The sequence below is a fragment of the Silvimonas terrae genome, assembly GCF_014202765.1.
GTDB lineage: Bacteria > Pseudomonadota > Gammaproteobacteria > Burkholderiales > Chitinibacteraceae > Silvimonas > Silvimonas terrae.
Genome location: NZ_JACHHN010000001.1, coordinates 245701 through 262633 on the forward strand (window position 1 = coordinate 245701; position 16933 = coordinate 262633).

Consider the following 16933-nt stretch of genomic DNA (forward strand, 5'->3'; position numbering starts at 1 on the left):
CGCTGGTATTGGTTGATTGCAGTGCAACAAGGAGATGGACGAAACCGCCAGATGGAGGCGGACAAAACGGTTGCGGGGAGTGAGGAGTGAGGAGGGGGAGACTGGCATACCCCTGACTCGTCATTCCTGCGAAAGCAGGAATCCAGTCCGCCCGCCGCAGGCGGGCCTTCACCGGCAAACCATGTTCAGTGCCTGCGGCACCGATGTTTGCACCTGGATTCCGGCGCAAGGGGGCCGCCGAGGACCGGAATGACGATGTGGTGTGTATGGACTGCCCCGGTTCAGTTCGCAGGGTGGATGCGCGTAGCAATCCACCGTTGCAAAGGCCAATTGCTGCACGACGCCATACCACGCATTACCTGATTGTCTGGCAATGCCTGTGCCGCCGAGGCCACCGGGCATAAAAAAACCCGGCCAGAGCCGGGTTTTCTGTGCGGGCACCCTGGGGTGCCGCATGTTGCTACTACCGATTAACGATGACGCCCATGCGTGCGTCGCGGCTGGTCAAACCAGGCGGACACAGGGGTGTTCTCGTTAGAGGTGGGCTGGGCATCGCCGCGCATAATGGCGTCGCGGTTGCTCTTGTCACCTTTCTGGGCCTGGCTGGTGCTGCGGTTGCCCGCGTTACCGCCAGTGCTGCGGTTGCTTTCACCGCGCTGACCACCGCCATTGCTACGCCCTTGACCTTGTTGCTGACGGTCATTGCGCCGACCTTGCTGCTGGCCATTGCCACGATCGCCCTCACGCGGTTGGCCGTTGCGCCCCTGGCCCTGGCCTTGACGACGCGGTTGCCCCTCGGCGCGTGCACCCTCACTGCGCTGGCCTTCAGTGCGTTCAGCGCGCTGGCCATTCTGGCCACCGTTCTGGCCTTCCTGACGCGGCTTGCGGTTGTTGCGCGGGTTCTGACGACGGCGGTTGTCGCCGCCTTCGCGCGGTGCGGCGGCTTCGGCACGACCTTCGCTTGCACCTTCACTGGCTTCGGCAGGGGCGCGTTGCGGACGGTCACGGCGTGGCTGCTGATTGCGGGCACCACGGCCTTGCTGTTGTTGCTGACGACCACGGCGGCCAGACTCAATCGGCTCTGGCTTGGCATTGGGATCAGGCTCGAACCCGGCAATGATCTCGCGCGGCAGGGCACGCTTGATCAGTTTTTCGATATCGGACAACAAGCGCATTTCGTCCACGCACACCAGGGAGAGCGCTTCGCCTTCGGCGCCGGCCCGGCCGGTACGGCCAATGCGGTGTACGTAATCTTCGGCCACCATCGGCAGCTCAAAGTTGATCACGTGCGGCAGTTCTTCAATGTCGATGCCACGGGCGGCAATGTCGGTCGCCACCAGCACTTGCAAGGTGCCGGACTTGAACTCGGTCAGCGCGCGGGTGCGGGCCGACTGGCTCTTGTTGCCGTGAATGGCCAAGGCCGGAATTTCTTCCTTGCTCAGCTGTTCTGCCAGACGGTTGGCGCCGTGCTTGGTGCGGGTGAACACCAGCACCTGGAACCACTTGTGTTCCTTGATCAGGTGCGCCAGCAAATGCCGTTTGTTCTCGCGATCCACCAGCACGATCTTCTGGGTGATGGCTTCGACGGTGGCATTACGGCGGGCGACTTCGATCAGCACCGGGCTGTTCAGCAGGCCGTCGGCCAGTTGCTTGATCTCGTCAGAGTACGTGGCAGAGAACAGCAGGTTCTGCCGTTGCGCTGGCAACAGGGCCAGCACTTTCTTGATGTCGTGGATAAAACCCATGTCCAGCATGCGGTCGGCTTCATCCAGTACCAGAATCTCAATCTTCGACAGATCAATCGTGCCCTGGGAGGCATGATCCAGCAGACGACCTGGTGTCGACACCAGGATATCCACGCGGCCTTTCAGCGCCTTGATCTGCGGGTTGATGCTCACGCCGCCAAACATGGCCAGCGATTTTTGCCCGGCGTATTTGCCGTATTCCTGGACACTTTCTTCAACCTGGGCTGCCAGCTCCCGGGTCGGAGTCAGTACCAGCGCGCGGATCGGTGCGTGTTCACCGCGCTTGACCTTGATCGGGCTGGCCAACAGCTTTTGCAGGATCGGCAGCGTAAAGCCCGCCGTTTTACCCGTGCCAGTCTGGGCACCAGCCATTACATCCTGGCCTGCCAGAATAGCGGGGATTGCCTGAGTCTGAATCGGGGTCGGGTCCGTATAACCAAGATCGGCTACGGCACGCACAAGTTCGTCCGCAAGTCCTAAAGCGGAAAAAGTCATTAATTAACTCCAGAGCGTGTATCGGCCAATGCAGCGAAAAGCTGCTCCAGTCCGGAGGCGGATACAGGAATGTCGTGTGTGGGAACAGCGAAGACTGGATGCGCTCTGCGTAGTTCCGTGGATTCCTGGAGCGGTTGCCGGTCAGGCGAGTGTCACTCGGCAGGGCGGATGTGCGAAGGCACAGGCTGTGGCTGCAAGGCCGGACAGCAAACTACGCGAAAGCACATTATACGCAAGCGCCGCCGCGAGTCGAGCCCTTTAACAAGGCAACTTGCGACGGCGCGGGAATCACCAGCAGATTACTGGCGTGGGCGGGTGGCGATGGTGCATTGATAAACGCCGCCAAAGAAGGTGCGGCGGGTCCAGCAAAAGTCCCCGCTGTGGCGGGCGTATTCAGGAATACTCTTTTGCCAGAGCGCGTGGGCAAAGGGCTCCAGCCATGCATTGACCAGGCGTAATAGCCAGCCGATGGGTTGCCAGGGTTTGGGGCGGTGGTAGTCCACAAACACGGCTTTTCCGCCCGGCGGTACGCGGGACAGCATGTGATCGACAATGGCCTGTTTTTTGGATTCCGGCACCTCATGCAGCAGAAAAAAGCTGCAGATCACATTGTACGTGATGTGGCTGGCAAAACTGGCCGCGTCCGCCCGGAACACGCTGGCCCACGGCACGCCAGAGAGTTTGGCATTGCCATGCCGTACCTGGGCGGGAGTGATGTCAGACAAGTGGAACACCCCGGTCGGCCCGACTTTTTGTGCTGCCCGCTGCACCAGATCGCCATACACATGCGCCACTTGCCAGACACTGTCGCCCGGTTTGATCTCATCAAGGTAGGCGCGCATCAGCCGCTGATCGTTACCAAACAACAAGGTTTTGACCACCCAGTTGTGATCCAGACGCTTGACCTGGCGCGGGTTGACGTAGGCCCAGTCGTAAACTGTGATCAGGTATTCGGGCACACCGTCGTAATCAGGATCATCAAGGGGCAGGGTTGTGGTTTCTGGCGGCATGTCACACTCCTGAATTATCAAAGAATCAAAAATGTACTGTTCAGCTGACGGCGGACCTTTGCGCTGGCGCAAGTTGCTACTGGCATAAATACGGGCCTGTGCAATATCTACATCTGGCCTGTACACAGCCACAGACGGTTTTGCCGCCTTTGCGGCAGTGCGGAAAAAACTTGACTAGACCGATTGGTCTATTGGTAGACTGCCGTAACGCCTTTACCTCCCACCCCTGACCGGAGAACGCCATGAGCCACCTGTTTGCCCCGTTCCAGCTACGCGGTATCACCCTGCCCAATCGTATTGCGGTGTCGCCCATGTGCGAATACTCCGCGCAAGACGGCCTTGCCAATGACTGGCATCTGGTTCATTTGGGTGGCCGCGCAGTCGGCGGCGCTGGCTTGATCATTCAGGAAGCCACGGCGGTGCTGCCGGAAGGCCGCATCAGCCCGGAAGATCTGGGGTTGTGGAACGACGAACAGATTGCACCGTTGGCCCGCATCAACCGCTTTATCAGTGAGCAGGGCAGTGTGCCGGGTATCCAGCTGGCGCACGCCGGCCGCAAGGCCAGCACCTTCTCGCCATGGTGTGGCAATGGCGCAGTCAGCCCGGCTGAAGGTGGCTGGCAAGTGGTCGCCCCCTCTGCCGTGCCGTTCTCGCCGGAATACCCGCAACCTGTTGCGCTGGATCAGGCCGGGATCGACCGCGTGGTTGAGGCCTTTGCCGCTGCCACCCATCGTGCTGTTGCCGCCGGTTTCAAGGTGGTAGAGGTGCATGCGGCCCACGGTTATCTGTTGCATCAGTTCCTCTCGCCGCTGTCCAACCAGCGCACCGATCAGTACGGCGGCAGCCTGGAAAACCGCGCCCGCTTGTTACTGCAAGTGACCCGCACCGTGCGGGCCGCCTTGCCGGACGATCTGCCTCTGTTTGTGCGTATCTCCGCGACCGACTGGGTAGAGGGCGGCTGGACTGCGGAAGAAAGTGTGGTGATCTCGCGCTGGCTCAAAGAGGCTGGCGCAGACCTGATTGATGTCTCCAGCGGGGGGTCTGTCCCGGTGGCGCCGATTCCGGTCGGCCCTGGCTATCAAACCCGTTTTGCCGACCAGATCCGCCGCGAGGCTGCCATTGCGACTGGTGCGGTGGGCATGATTGTCGAGCCCGCGCAGGCAGATCACATTGTGCGTACCGGCCAGGCTGATCTGGTGCTACTGGCCCGTGAACTCTTGCGTGATCCGTACTGGCCGTTGCATGCCGCCACCGCCTTGCACACCACCACGACCTGGCCAGAACAATATCTGCGTGCCGCGCCCAAGGGCTCGACCCCGCGTAAACCGCTGTGAATTGACGGAGATAGACCCATGAAAATCGGTTTGATTGGCCTTGGCAGCATGGGCGTCGGCATTGGTCATAACCTGATCGTGGCCGGGCACACGCTCACGGTGTACAACCGCAGCAAAGACAAGGCAGATGGCCTGCTGGCCGAAGGCGCGGCCTGGGCTGCCACCCCGCGCGCGCTGGCGCAAGGGCAAGACGCGGTGATCACCATGGTGGCGGACGATCATGCGCTGCAAGCGGTGACACTGGGTGAGGACGGCCTGCTGGCTGGCCTGGCGCAAAATGCTGTCCATATCAGCATGAGCACGGTGAGCCAGGCGCTGGTGGAGTCACTTGTCGCTGCCCATGCGCGTCACGGTTCCGCGCTGATCTCCGCACCCGTGTTTGGCCGGCCGGACGCAGCAGCAGCTGGCAAGTTGTTTGTCGTTGCCGCCGGTCAGCCCGAACACATTGCCAGGGTTCGGCCCGCGTTGGAAGCGGTGGGTCAAAAATTGTTTGAGGTGGGAGAACAACCGCAGCAAGCGGCGGTGGTGAAGCTGATTGGCAACTTCCTGATCAGTTGCGTGATCGAGGGCTTGGGTGAAGGTGCCGCGCTGGCGGAGAAGGCGGGCGTTGACCCTGAAAAACTGATGGAGGTGCTGACGGGCACCATCTTCGGCGCGCCGGTCTACCAGATCTACGGCAAGCTCATTACCAGCGGTGGTTACAAGAACCCCGGCTTTGCCTTGCCGCTGGGGGCGAAAGACAACCGCCTTGTGCTGCAGGCAGCAGAAGCACACCACGTACCCCTGCCGTTTGCCAGCGTGGTGCGGGACCGCTTTGTGCGCGGCATGGCACAAGGGCTGGACGGGGCAGACTGGTCTGCCATTGCCAGCCTGGCGCGGGAAGACGCGGGGCTGAAAGGGTGAGGTGTGAGGAAGGGTAGACTGGCCTACCCCAGACTCGTCATTCCGGTCCTCGGCGCCCCCTTGCGCCGGAATCCAGCCCGCTCGCCGCTGGTGGGCTTTCCCTGGTAAACCATGTTCAGTGCCTGCGGCACAGAGGTTTACACCTGGATTCCGGCGTTCGCCGGAATGACGAAGTGGTGGTGGGCATGAAACAGTGGTTGTGTCGTACAGGTCTGGCCTTACACGCCTCACGCCTTCCGCGCCACATAAAACCCTTCTGCCGTATACAGCAGCAACGCCAGCCAGATCACCCCGAACCCCAGCAGGCGTGGGCCGGAAAAGGGTTCGTGCCAGAGCAGGGCACCCAGCAGCAGCTGGACGGTCGGGCCGATGTATTGCAACAAGCCCAGCAAAGACAGGGGAATCTTGCGCGCGCCCGCTGCAAACAACAGGAGCGGAATGGCGGTAATCGGGCCGGCCAGTACCAGCAAACCCTGTAGCGACGCCTCCCCGCCGATAAGGGCACTTTCGCCCCGGCTGGCCAGCACGCCCAGCCAGATCAGCGCAAACGGAAACAACACCAGGGTTTCCAGCGTCAATCCTTCCAGCGCGCCCAGCGGGGCAGTTTTGCGCAGCAGGCCGTACACGCCAAACGACCCGGCCAGGCCCAGCGCGATCCACGGCAAATGGCCGGCCTGCACGGTCAGCCACACCACGCCGGCAGCGGCGACGGCAATGGCTGCCCACTGACCCGCGCGCAGGCGTTCGTGCAAAAACAGTACGCCCAGCAACACGCTGACCAGCGGGTTGATGAAATAACCCAGACTCGCATCGATCACCTGGTTATGGGTCACCGCCCAGATATACAAGAACCAGTTGCTCGATAGCAGCAGGGCACTCAGCATGAAAATGCCAATCAGCCGTGGCTGACGCAGGGCCCGGCCCAACCATGTCCAGTGGCGCCGCAACAGCAGCACGCCAAGCAGAAAAAACAGCGCCCAGACCATGCGGCACAGCAAGATTTCCAGCGGCGCGACGCCATGGAGTGATTTCAGGTAAATCGGCAATAGCCCCCAGATCAGGTAGGCCAGCGCGGCTTGAATGGCGCCTTGACGCATGGTGGTGGTGAACTCGATAGAAAAAGGGCCGGGTATTACGCCCGGCCCTGATAGCAAGGATATTGCGTTAACTCAATGACTCAACAGGCCAGTGGCGGCCAGTTCCCGAATCCGCCGGACGGTATCCACATCTGCTGCGTGATAAGCCGATTTTACGTACGAGGCAAAATAGGCATCGCTGGCATCATCGCTGCCCGGGGCGACGGTTTCCGGCAGCGGGGTGTTGTAGGTAAAGCGCACAAACAACTGGGTTTCATCCGGGGTTTCGATGGTGATGGTCAGGTTGCCGCCGGAGTGCTCATCGTTGGGCTGGGTGCGAAATTCAATGCTGCGGCCGTGTTCCCACTCAATATGGTCGCGCACATGTAGCTTGCCCAGGCGGAACGAGCGCACCAGAAAGTCCTCGCCGCGTTCGTGAATGACCACGTCAGTGATGTCTTCCTGGAAGTCCTGCGGTTTTTCTGCGCGCCAGAGCAGGGCATGCCAGACCTGTTCTACGGTCAAGGCTTGCAGTAGCGGGTTCAGCGGGTCATTGATCTGGACCAGGTGTTCAAAGTGCACGACTAACTCCTCATGGGGCCGCGCGGCGGGCGCGGCGGGTATTGCGGTTTCATTCAGGCGTCTGCAACAAGCCATATAGCTGCGTGTGCAGCAGCTGTTGCGCCATCTCTTCTGCGCTCTGGCTGATAAACAGCGGGCAGGTGAGTTTCAGGCTGACGATGCCATGCAGGCTGGCCCAGAGCATTTCTGCCAGTTGCAGATCGGTCTGGTCACCGTGCAGACGCCCGGTCGCACGCAATTGCGTGAATGCGCCGACCAATTCAAAAAAAGCTTTTTCACCCGCGCGCTCTTCGTCATTTCCTTCTGACAAGGCACTGGCGTATTCCGGGCTGACCATAAAAATCAGCCGGTAGGTTTCCGGATGAGTCAGCCCGAATGCGACATAAGACTGCGCCATGATCTCTAGCCGCGTCACCGGATCCGGCTCGCTTTCCATGGCTGGCACCAGTTCTCGCGCAAAGTCAGCGTAGCCGGCAGCGCAAATGGCGCGGGCGATGGCGTCACGATTCTCAAAATGCAGATAGAGGGTGGCAGGCGAATATTCAATAGCTTCCGCAATCTTGCGCATCGATAGCGCAGCAAAACCCTCCCGCACCACGATCTCGCGGGCAGCCTCCAGGATGAGTTCGCGCAATTGCGCCTTCTGTCGTTCTTTTCGGTCTGAAATAGCCATGACTTCAGTTTAGAGCTTGACGAAATGAAGCGTCAATATATTATGAACACTGTTTAGTTAACACTGTTCAGTAAATATTAATGTGTTCACAGGAGAGTCGGGCATGGCAAAAATTGCATTGGTAGGCGCTACTGGCGCCATTGGTAACAGCATCGGCGCGGTACTGGCCCAGGCCGGCCAGCCGTGGCGGGCCATCGCGCGTTCGCACAGCGCATTGCAAACGCAATTTGGGGCAGACCCGCTGGTCGAATGCGTGACATGGAACCCCGAAGACGCGGCTTCCATTGCAACTGCCCTGCAAGGCGTGGATACGCTGATTTACACGGTCGGTGTACCGTACTGGCAGTTTGAACTGCACCCGGTGTTGATGAAACGCACGCTGGAAGCGGCCATTGCCGCAGGCGTAAAACGGTTTGTCCTGATCGGCACGGTGTACTCCTACGGCCGCCCACAGCAAGAGCGCGTCACCGAAGACCATCCGCGGCAGCCGCATACCTTCAAGGGGCAGCGTCGACTGGAGCAAGAAAACTTGTTGCTGGCCGCGCATGCCGCCGGGCGTATTCAGGGCACGGTGCTGCGCCTGCCGGACTTTTACGGCCCGGGCGTGGAGAAAAGCTTGCTGGATGGCGTGTTCAAAGCGGCGCTGGCGGGCAAAGCAGCCGACATGATCGGCCCGATCGACACGCCGCATGAGTTTGTCTACGTGCCGGATGTCGGCGCGGTGGTGTTGCGCCTGGCTGCAAACCCTGGCGCATGGGGGCGGGTGTGGCATCTGGCCGGGGCAGGGGTGATCAGCCAGAAAACCATGGCTGAACAGATTTTTGCCGAGGCCGGCAGCCGTATGCGCACGCGCGTACTGGGCAAAGCGGGTTTGCGGTTGCTGGGGCTGTTCAACCCCATGCTGCGTGAACTGGTGGAGATGCATTACCTGCAAACGGACCCCGTCATCATGGATGACAGCGCGTTGCAGCGTTTGCTGGGCAGCGTTCATAAAACCACTTATGCCGAGGGCATCCGGCAGACACTGGCGGCGGCGCGGGCTGCCGCTTGAGTGACGTGGTAACTCCAAAATCAGAAACGGTGGCGCAGACCCAGCTCGGCAGAAAATTGCTTGTCGCTCAGGGTACTTAGCTGAAGGTGCAAGCGCCAATCCGCACTTGGTGTGTATTGCGCGCCCGCCTTCAGACCCAGCCGGTTTGCCGCGCGGTCCAGCGTGACAGTCCGGCTGTTCATGGTCAGGGTTGTTTCGCCCCAGTCGTGCTGCCAATCGATCGACACAAACGGGGCAAGCCCGGTCGGGTTGTTCGCACTCAGGCGCAGGCCAAGACGGCTGGCGTAACCTTGGGGATTGGCGGTTTCGACGGCGGTCTGCGTGTCTTGCTCATAGGTCACGCTGTCCAGGTAGCGATTCCAGATGAACTGGGCGAACGGCGTCAGACTCACGGGCGAGGCGCTGATGGTGTAACCGGTCTCGACAGCGGCGGCAAAGGTGTTGGAATGATAGTTCTGGGTAGCCAGATCATCTGAGCTGACTTGATTGCGTTGCCAGCCATAGAGCAGCCAGCTATCGATAAGCCCCCAGGCGTTGGCTATCGTCAGCAAACCAGGTGCCATAAAGCCCGGCTGTATAGCTATCGACACTGCCGGCGGCGTGGTTGGGATTGTGATCGGCCTGTGACCAGGTGTTGACCTGGCCAAAGCCGGCCATGATGCCCAGGTGGAACTGTCCGTCCGCATTGGCGGGCCAGCGGGCAATGTCGGTCCCCGCCTGGATCAACCACAGATGGCTACGCAAGTTGACCTGGTTCTGCACCGCGCTGCCATCGAGCACTGAGCCCGCCAGCCGCACCCAGCCCGCGCAAGGTTCAAGGCTGGCATCGACCACGGTGTTGTTGCAACCGGCTTGCCGATCCTGCAGGTCATGATTGAACAGGGTGGTCGCGGCGTAGGCATTGCCAATATACGCGCCGATTTCCGGTCGATAGCGGGGGATCGGCGTGGGCGGTGCGGGCGGCGTTGGTGGTGGGGTATAGGTTGATTGCAAATACCATTGCTGGTCCTGCGGATCGCGCACCAGCGCATATTCGTACAGCCCGGCGACCGCACGGCCCGCCAGCACAAATGAATCCGGCGCCGTGGATGCGCCATTTTGCAGTGCCACCACCAGAATGCCGCGCTCGGTGACGTCCCCGGCACCACCTCTATTGGTGATCTGCAGCGCCGTCTGCCCGCTGGCGGTGGCCGCACCGTGACTGGCATCCATGACCAGTTGGTCAGTGAGCGAACGGTCATTGCCCAAGGCCGTATTGAGCAACACATTGCCATGGCCGTTCAAATTGCCCGCAAGACGCAACTGGTTCCCTGGTGTCTGGCCGCGCAGATCAATCGTGCCGTCATTGGTAAGCGCACCGATCACGGTTAACGTGCCATTACCCTGCGTGCCCAGGGTCGCTGCCGCGTCCGCCACCTTGATCTGCCCCTGGTTGGTGATGTCACCCATCAGCTGGCCATAGCCACCCAGAGTGCCCGCATTACGGATGCCCAACGGGCTGTTCAGCGTGGCGCCCGGTGTGGTCGCATTGCCCACCAGCAACGTGCCGCCCGGGTCGATCTGCGTGCCAGAGCCTTGCCAGGTGCCGGTGAGCAGCAGCGTGCCGCTTTGGATATGTAACGCATCCGGGGCGGTGTCACTCATGACGATCCGGCCAGAGAGCGTCCAGTCTGTACCTGCCATGATCAAGTGTTCAAAGCCGGTGATGGCCACATCTTCACTGCCGCTATCCGTCAGCCGCACTGAGCTATCGGCGCCTGTGCTGGTCAGGTCACCCACCAGGTTCGATCCCGGCCCGTACACATCTACCCCCAGCGTAGGCAAAGCCACATGAGAACCCAGCACGATGGTGTTGTTATTGCCGGTGAGTTGTATGGCGGTACTGCCGGACAACAGGCCCAGGTTGTAAACGGTATTGCCATCCCCCGACAACACCATGGCGGTGCCGCCGGCGAGAACCCGCCCGGCGTTGATGAAAATATTCTGATCCGCGCTGGAATCAATGGCAGAACCGCTGCTCGGGTTCTGGATTAACCCGTAGTTGATGATCTGGCTTTGCGCCCCGGAGGTAAACAGCGCCGTGGCATTGGTGGGATTGCCGCCGCGAATGACTCCGCTTGCCGTATTGAGCAGTGAATACACGCCACCGCCAAAGAACCAGAGGGCATTGTTACTGGTGGAGATGGTCCCCTCGTTTTTGATGTCGACGGGGTAAGCGCCATTGGAAACAATACCCCGGTAGCCACTAATGACACCGGTGGCATGGTTTTCGATCAACGCGCCCCGCCCGGTATAAATGGCCGAGGAGACCGTCGAGTGGATTTCCCCATCGTTATAAACCGCAACTGATGCGGTATCGGTGTGGACCCCGTCCGGGCCGGAAATCAGCGCACCGGCATAGTTGTAAACGATGCCACCATGGGTGAATTGCACCCCGGAAGGACCGCCGCTGGTGCTGGCATTCGACACAATCGTGCCGTAGTTATCGACCCGGCTGGCAATCCCGGTGGTAACCACGTCAAGGCTACCCAGTTTGAGTGCAGAGGCCGCGACGGTGGCGCTGTTTTGCACCGTGCCGTAATTGGTAAATTGCCAATCCTGCGTATTGTCGCCAGTGACTGCCGTGCCGGCATTACTGATCTGGCTACCCGCAGGCAGGGTGAAGCTGGCTTCGCCCGGATACGCGCTATTTAAAGTCACCGTGACGCCCGTGCTGGAGGGCAGGGTGATCTGGGCGTGACCGAGCGGGCTCAGCAGCCCGGTCATGAGGATGAACCGCCTGATCGGGGCATCCCCCTTCGGTGGCGTAGTCTGGCGCATCAAAGATCCCCTCTGTACGGAGGACTTCTGGCAAGCAAACCGCTGACGCCGGGTGGTCCGGGCGCAAGCCAGCATGATGCTGCCGAAGTTGTTGCGCTTTATTTTAGTGCGCGGCCAGGCAATTGCCAGGGCGTGCTTTCAAGGCAAAAACTGGGGCGACCAGGCCGTTCAGCGCTGATACCACAACGCGCCAAGCCACTCATGCAAAGCCCAATAGCTGGTGCTGAGTGATTGGGCATCGGGCAGCAACTGCAGCAGACTAAACGGCGGGCGGGATTGATAAGACGTAGGCGCCAGCGTCACCACAAACCCGGCCTTGCGGAACACCAGTGCGGCACGTGGCAAATGCCAGGCGCTAGAGACGAGCGCAATGCGCCGATATTGCGGCAGCATGCTGCGGGCCAGGAATGTGGCGTTATCACGGGTGTCTATGGCTTTGCTTTCTACCCAGGCGGGGCGGATGCCGTAGTCTTGCTGCAGCACGCGTGCCATCAGCTCGCCTTCACTGGTGGCCTCTTGATAAGCAGCACCCCCGGTCACGGCCAGCGGTTTGCCGGTACTGCGCGTCAGGCGTGCAGCATAACGCACACGTTCAGCCGTGGTGCCGTTGACGTCCCGTTCATCCGGGTTTTGCAGCGCGCCAAACAAGGTGCCGCCGCCCAGGCACACGATGGCATCCACTTGTGCCAGCGCCGCAGCGGAGACGGGCGGTGGCTCCAGCGAGCCAATCAACGCTGTGCTGACCACTGGGGTGGAGAAAACCCAGAGCGTCGCCAGGTTGGCCGCCAGCAAACCGCGCGCAAAACGCGGCCGGCGAGACCACAAAACCAGCACCAGCAAGCCGAGCAATAGATTGAAACCTGGCGGCAGCATCAGCGCAGCAAGGCTGTTTTTGACCAGAAATGAAGGGGCGATCATGCAAGTCGACGTTCAGGGAAAGGTGTGCCGGATTGTGCCTGCTTTTGTGTGGGGGGTGTTTGGTGATGTGAGGAGTGAGGAGGGGAGACTCCAGACTCGTCATTCGGCGGGAATCCAGATGTAAATATAGTTGCTGCAGGCACTGACTGTGGTTTGCCAGTGAAAGCCCGCCTGCGGCGGGCGGGCTGGATTCCGGCTCAAGGCCGGAATGACGAAGTGGTGGTGGGCGTGAAATAGTGCTTGTGCCGTACAGGTCTGGGCTTACCCACTGCATATCTCACTCACCCAGATACGCATGCTGGATGCTCTCATTGGCCAGCAAATTGGTTGCCGTATCGGCCAGCGTAATCTTGCCAGACTCCATCACATAACCGCGGTTGGCTGTTTGCAGAGCCAGCCGGGCGTTTTGTTCCACCAGCAACATGGTGACGCCCTCGGCCGCAATCATGCGGATGATTTCAAAAATCTTCTGCACGATGATGGGCGCCAGACCCATGGAGGGCTCATCCAGCAACAACAAGCGCGGGCGGCTCATGATGGCACGACCCATGGCCACCATCTGTTGCTCGCCGCCAGACAGCGTCCCCGCCAGTTGCTTCTGGCGCTCTTTCAGGCGTGGAAACAACTGGTAGACGCGTTCCATATCAATGGCGATATCGGCTTTGTCATCCCGCGTGTACGCGCCCATTTGCAGATTTTCTTCTACCGTCAGGCGAGAGAATATGCCGCGGCCTTCCGGCACCATCGCCAGACCGTGTTTCACGTAGGCATAAGAGGGCAGCCTGGCCGTGGGTTGGCCGTCATACAGGATTTCCCCCCCGACGGGTTTGATCATGCCCACCAGGGTCTTGAGGGTGGTGGTTTTGCCTGCGCCGTTGGCACCAATCAGCGCCACCAGTTCGCCCTGGTTGATTTGCAGATCAATCCCTTTCACCGCCTGGATGCCGCCATAAGCCACTTTCAGGTCTTTCACTTGCAACAGCGGTGTACTCATTCCGGGGCAACTCCAAGATAAGCTTCAATGACGCGCGGGTCGTTCTTGATCTGTGCCGGCACGCCTTCGGCAATTTTCTTGCCGTAATCGAGCACGGCAATGCGATCGCACAGCCCCATCATCAGTTTGACATCATGTTCGATCAGCAACACGGTCACGCCATCGCCGCGGATTTTTTCCAGCAGGGCCTTAAGCGCCACTGTTTCTTTGGGGTTCATGCCGGCGGCGGGTTCATCCAGCGCCAGCAGGGTGGGGTTGGTGCCCAGGGCGCGGGCAATTTCCAGCCGGCGCTGATCCCCATAAGAGAGATTGCGCGCGGCTTCCTCTGCATGTTTTTCAATGCCCACATAGGCCAGCAATTCCAGCGCCCGTGCACGAATGGCCGCTTCTTCTGCCCGGGTTTTCGGGCCACGGAACACCGCACCCAGCACCCCGGCGCGGGTGCGCACATGCTGGCCGACCATGACGTTTTCCAGCGCGGTCATATTGGCAAACAGGCGAATGTTCTGGAAGGTGCGGGCAATACCGCTTTCCACCACCACATACGGTTTTTGCCGGAACAGGTTGATGCCGTTAAAGACAAACTTGCCTTCATCGGGTTGGTACAAACCCGTCAGCACGTTGAACAGCGTGGTCTTGCCGGCGCCATTGGGGCCGATCAGACCGTAGATTTCGCCCTTGTTGATGGTCAGACCTACATCGTTCAGCGCATGCAAGCCGCCAAAACGTTTGTGTATGCCCTCAATATTCAGCAGTGTGTCAGCCATGAACCCGCTCCGCGTCCTGCATGTCGGACTTCTCTTGTTCAGCGATTGCCTCGGTGGGGTGCAACTCGGCACGGCGGCGGCGTGAAGGCCACAAGCCTTCCGGGCGCAGCAGCATGATGATGATCATGGCCAGACCAAACAGCAGCATGCGCAGGTTTTCCGGATCAACAATGCGGCGACCGAACAGGCCCTCTTGCAAGGGGTTGATCACGTCCCGCAGGATTTCCGGCACGATGGAGACCAGAATCGCCCCCAGAATCACGCCCGGGATATTGCCCATACCCCCCAGCACCACCATGCACAGCACCATGATGGATTCCATCAACACGAAGGACTCCGGACTGACAAACCCCTGGAAGCTGGCAAACAGTGCGCCGGAAACACCGCCAAACGACGCACCCATGGCAAAGGCCAGCAGTTTGACATTGCGGGTGTTGATGCCCATGGCGTTGGCGGCAATTTCATCTTCACGGATGGCCACCCAGGCGCGGCCAATGCGGGAATACTGCAGGCGTTGGGTCACAAAGATGATCAGGCAGCAGAACGCCAGAATCAGGTAGTAGTAGGTGTGGACCATCTCGAACTTCAGGCCCATCCAGTAGATCGGTTTGCCGAAGTTGTACCCGGCCAGATGCACCGGATCAATATTGTTGATGCCTTGCGGACCATTGGTAATGTTGATGGGCCGGTCCAGGTTGTTCATGAAAATACGCACAATCTCGCCAAAACCCAGCGTCACAATCGCCAGATAATCGCCACGCAGTTTCAGGGTGGGCGTGCCCAGCAAAATCCCGAACACGCAGGCCACCAGCGCGCACAACACCACCATGATCAAAAAGGGTGGGTGTTGCAGCCACAGTGGCATCACGGCCTGCAATTGCGGCGAGTTGAAAATGGCATAGCAATACGCGCCCACGGCGTAAAAGGCGATATAACCCAGATCCAGCAAGCCGGCAAAGCCCACCACAATGTTCAGGCCCAGCGCCAGCATGATGTACAGCAGCGCAAAGTCCACCGCCCGGATCCAGGACTTGCCGCTTTCAAAGCCGGCGCCCAGCACCCAGGGCAAGACCAGCAGAATGCCCGCAAAGATGAACAGACCAATCTGGCGCTGACGGCGGGTTTTCAGAAAAACAACGGGCATCAGGTTTACCCCTGCGAGTGTAACGAGGCTCCCTCGCGGCGGCGAGGGCGGGGGGAGCCGGATTGAAACAAGGGTGTGCGCATGTTGCCATGCCACGGCCCGTTTGCGCCCGGCTTTGCCGGGAGCCATGCTGTCTTTGATATGTTCGTATACAGGGGCATGATCACGCGCGCTCTGCTACACGTTCGCCCAACAGGCCGGACGGGCGGAACACCAGCACCAGGATCAGCACCAGGAAGGCAAAGATGTCCTTGTAATTGCTACCCAGGAACCCACCAGTCAGATCACCCAGATAGCCCGAACCCAGGCTCTCGATAATCCCCAGCGTAATACCACCCAGCACCGCGCCCTGCAGATTGCCAATGCCACCCAGCACTGCGGCGGTAAAGGCTTTCAGGCCAATCAGAAAGCCCATATACGGATGGGCCTGATCATAGTTGGCAGCTACCATCACGCCCGCTACTGCGCCCAGCGCAGAACCGGTAATGAAGGTCATGGAAATAATGTTGTTGATGTTGACGCCCATCAGCCCGGCCACTTCCGGGTTTTGTGCCGTGGCGCGCATGGCCCGGCCCAGGCGGGTTTTTTCGATCATGAAAAACAGACCACCCATGAGCACAACGGCCAGGATGATGATGGCCACTTGCAGATCGGTAATCGCTGCACCATGAAAGTCATGCACGGTTTGCGGCAGGATTTCCGGAAACGGCCGGTAGCTGCGGCCCCAGATCAGGCTGGCGACTTGTTGCAGCACAATGGATACGCCAATGGCGGTAATGAGTGGCGCCAGCCGCGGTGCGCGGCGCAAGGGGCGATAGGCAATCCGCTCTACCGCAAACCCCAGCAGCATGGACACCGGAATGGCCATGACCAGACCGGCCAGCAACATCAATGGCCCGGGCAGATGAATGTTGTGGCCAACCAGGACGTTAATGCAGGTAATGGTGACCATGGCGCCGAACATGACAATTTCGCCGTGGGCAAAATTGATCAGTTGCATAATGCCGTACACCATTGTGTAACCCAGCGCGATTAGCGCATAAATGCTGCCGATCACCAGACCATTGATGATCTGTTGCAGAAAAATATCCACGTTGCTTCATCCTCTGATGACTGCTTTGTTCATGACTGGCGAACCAGTGGATCAGGCGCTGATGGCGCCCGCTGGCCAGAATGCCCGTCCTGGTTTGTGGCAGGCTTGGCCTGGCATTCCCACGGTGGTTGCAAAGGGTGCAGTCAGCTATGAAATCAACCATAACAGTTGCTCCGATCAACCTTACCCGCGGTGGTTTTTAGCGGACACCTGCTGCTTTCCCTTACAGTCAAGTCTTTAGTTTTGCATTTGTGACATATTCCCAAGCCGCCACGCAAACTTGCTGCGACGCGGTGTGGGGCCGAGTTCACAGAATGGGTGCAAACAG

13 protein-coding genes and 1 pseudogene are annotated in these 16933 nt (G+C 59.9%); 3 read left to right on the forward strand and 11 right to left on the reverse strand.

Translation table 11 applies throughout. The features are described 5' to 3' along the window. Positions 1-470: 470 nt before the first annotated feature. Both HNQ50_RS01035 and rquA read right to left on the reverse strand, forming a co-directional pair. Positions 471-2240: a DEAD/DEAH box helicase gene (locus HNQ50_RS01035; RefSeq protein WP_184096669.1), complete on the reverse strand. Its 1770-nt coding sequence runs from the start codon at positions 2238-2240 to the stop codon at positions 471-473. A gap of 299 nt (positions 2241-2539) precedes the next feature. Next, positions 2540-3250: a rhodoquinone biosynthesis methyltransferase RquA gene (rquA, locus tag HNQ50_RS01040; RefSeq protein WP_184096671.1), complete on the reverse strand. Its 711-nt coding sequence runs from the start codon at positions 3248-3250 to the stop codon at positions 2540-2542. 242 nt (positions 3251-3492) lie between these two features. Between rquA and HNQ50_RS01045 the strand changes: the two genes are divergently transcribed. Together HNQ50_RS01045 and HNQ50_RS01050 are read left to right on the forward strand one after the other, a co-directional pair. Next, a complete protein-coding gene (locus HNQ50_RS01045; RefSeq protein WP_184096672.1) occupies positions 3493-4584 on the forward strand; it encodes an NADH:flavin oxidoreductase/NADH oxidase in 1092 nt (363 codons plus the stop codon). Between the two features lie 18 nt (positions 4585-4602). Beyond that, a complete protein-coding gene (locus HNQ50_RS01050) occupies positions 4603-5487 on the forward strand; it encodes an NAD(P)-dependent oxidoreductase (protein ID WP_184096674.1) in 885 nt (294 codons plus the stop codon). Between the two features lie 227 nt (positions 5488-5714). On the opposite strand, the gene rarD is transcribed toward HNQ50_RS01050, so the two are convergent. The 3 genes from rarD to HNQ50_RS01065 form a co-directional block, all read right to left on the reverse strand. After that, positions 5715-6584 carry an EamA family transporter RarD gene (gene rarD, locus HNQ50_RS01055; RefSeq protein WP_184096676.1) on the reverse strand — a complete coding sequence of 290 codons (870 nt, stop codon included), beginning with the start codon at positions 6582-6584 and terminating at the stop codon, positions 5715-5717. A gap of 72 nt (positions 6585-6656) precedes the next feature. Beyond that, positions 6657-7145 carry an AtaL-like protein gene (locus tag HNQ50_RS01060; RefSeq protein WP_184096678.1) on the reverse strand — a complete coding sequence of 163 codons (489 nt, stop codon included), beginning with the start codon at positions 7143-7145 and terminating at the stop codon, positions 6657-6659. Positions 7146-7194: 49 nt separating this feature from the next. Beyond that, complete coding sequence (locus HNQ50_RS01065) at positions 7195-7779, reverse strand: TetR/AcrR family transcriptional regulator (protein ID WP_221302937.1); 585 nt, start codon at positions 7777-7779, stop codon at positions 7195-7197. Positions 7780-7921: 142 nt separating this feature from the next. Between HNQ50_RS01065 and HNQ50_RS01070 the strand changes: the two genes are divergently transcribed. Next, on the forward strand, positions 7922-8869 hold the full coding sequence (locus HNQ50_RS01070) for an NAD-dependent epimerase/dehydratase family protein (RefSeq protein ID WP_184096682.1): 948 nt from the start codon (positions 7922-7924) through the stop codon (positions 8867-8869). Between the two features lie 20 nt (positions 8870-8889). Here HNQ50_RS01070 and HNQ50_RS01080 read toward each other — a convergent pair. The 6 genes and pseudogenes from HNQ50_RS01080 to HNQ50_RS01105 all read right to left on the reverse strand — a co-directional run bounded on the left by HNQ50_RS01080 (position 8890) and on the right by HNQ50_RS01105 (position 16605). Further along, positions 8890-11764, reverse strand: a pseudogene (locus HNQ50_RS01080) (autotransporter family protein). A gap of 93 nt (positions 11765-11857) precedes the next feature. Then, on the reverse strand, positions 11858-12607 hold the full coding sequence (locus HNQ50_RS01085; protein ID WP_184096688.1) for a YdcF family protein: 750 nt from the start codon (positions 12605-12607) through the stop codon (positions 11858-11860). A 277-nt stretch (positions 12608-12884) separates the two neighbouring features. Continuing rightward, positions 12885-13601: an ABC transporter ATP-binding protein gene (locus tag HNQ50_RS01090; protein WP_184096689.1), complete on the reverse strand. Its 717-nt coding sequence runs from the start codon at positions 13599-13601 to the stop codon at positions 12885-12887. Further along, the gene (locus HNQ50_RS01095) at positions 13598-14368 is read right to left on the reverse strand and encodes an ABC transporter ATP-binding protein (protein WP_184096691.1); all 771 of its coding nucleotides are present in this window, start codon (positions 14366-14368) and stop codon (positions 13598-13600) included. Before HNQ50_RS01095 ends, HNQ50_RS01090 begins: the two co-directional genes overlap by 4 nt. Then, positions 14361-15512, reverse strand: coding sequence for a branched-chain amino acid ABC transporter permease (locus tag HNQ50_RS01100; protein ID WP_184096693.1), 1152 nt, complete (start codon positions 15510-15512; stop codon positions 14361-14363). The genes HNQ50_RS01095 and HNQ50_RS01100 overlap by 8 nt, the downstream gene beginning before the upstream one ends. A gap of 163 nt (positions 15513-15675) precedes the next feature. Further along, positions 15676-16605 (reverse strand): branched-chain amino acid ABC transporter permease, encoded by a 930-nt coding sequence (locus HNQ50_RS01105; protein ID WP_184096695.1) that lies wholly within the window; start codon positions 16603-16605, stop codon positions 15676-15678. Positions 16606-16933: the final 328 nt, after the last annotated feature.